This window comes from Pseudomonas sp. NPDC098740, from assembly GCF_044760065.1.
In the GTDB taxonomy this organism is placed as follows: domain Bacteria; phylum Pseudomonadota; class Gammaproteobacteria; order Pseudomonadales; family Pseudomonadaceae; genus Aquipseudomonas; species Aquipseudomonas rossensis.
The window spans coordinates 1-1,251 of sequence record NZ_JBIWAM010000057.1 but is presented as its reverse complement, the minus strand read 5'-3'; the positions used below and the strand labels follow the sequence as shown (position 1 = coordinate 1,251).

At 54.1% G+C, this 1,251-nt stretch carries 1 protein-coding gene; it reads right to left on the bottom strand.

From position 1 onward, the window contains the following. Nucleotides 1-1,251: elongation factor G (gene fusA, locus ACIQU2_RS28900; RefSeq protein ID WP_403145960.1), on the bottom strand; the 1,251-nt coding region annotated here is incomplete at both ends.

The window sequence follows — 1,251 nt, the reverse complement described above, 5'->3', positions numbered from 1 at the left end:
GCATCAGTCTTGACGCGGAAAGATGGATCTTCCTGAGCAAGTTTGCCCAGAGCGACACCCATTTTTTCCTGGTCGTCCTTGGTCTTAGGCTCTACGGCAACCGAAATAACCGGCTCCGGGAAGTCCATACGAACCAGGATGATTGGCTTGTCACCGTTGCACAAAGTTTCACCAGTGGTGACGTCCTTCATGCCGATCAAGGCCGCGATATCACCAGCGCGTACTTCCTTGATTTCTTCACGGGCGTTTGCGTGCATTTGCACCATACGACCCACGCGCTCTTTCTTGCCTTTGACCGAGTTGATCACGCCGTCGCCGGAGTTCAACACGCCCGAGTAAACACGGACGAAGGTCAAAGTACCCACGAATGGGTCGGTGGCAATTTTGAATGCCAGAGCGGAGAACGGTTCGCTGTCATCTGCATGACGCTCCAGCTCGATAGTCTCGTCATCCGGGTCAGTACCCTTGATGGCAGGAATATCGACAGGTGCAGGCAGGTAATCGATAACGGCGTCGAGAACCAGGGGAACACCCTTGTTCTTGAAGGAAGAACCGCAAACAGCCAGAACGATCTCACCAGCGATAGTACGCTGACGCAGAGCGGCCTTGATTTCCTCGTTGGTGAGTTCTTCACCTTCGAGGTACTTGTTCATCAGCTCTTCGCTGGCTTCGGCCGCAGCCTCAACCATATTGCCACGCCACTCGTCAGCCAATTCCTGCAGTTCAGCAGGGATAGGCTTGCGAACTGGAACCATGCCTTTGTCAGCGTCATTCCAGTAAACAGCTTCCATGGACATCAGATCGATCTGACCCTGGAAGTTGTCTTCGGAACCGATAGCCAACTGGATTGGCACCGGAGTGTGACCCAGACGCTGCTTGATCTGACCGATCACGCGCAGGAAGTTCGCACCAGCACGGTCCATCTTGTTTACGTAAACAAGACGTGGAACGCCGTATTTGTTGGCTTGACGCCATACGGTTTCCGACTGAGGCTCAACACCCGAGGTGCCGCAGAACACAACGACCGCGCCATCGAGTACACGCAGGGAACGTTCAACTTCAATAGTGAAGTCAACGTGACCCGGGGTATCAATAACGTTGAAGCGGTATTGGTCTTTGTGCTGCTTCTCGGAACCCTGCCAGAAGGCGGTAATAGCAGCAGAAGTAATGGTAATACCACGCTCCTGCTCCTGCACCATCCAGTCTGTGGTCGCGGCGCCGTCATGCACCTCGCCCATCTTGTGACTTTTG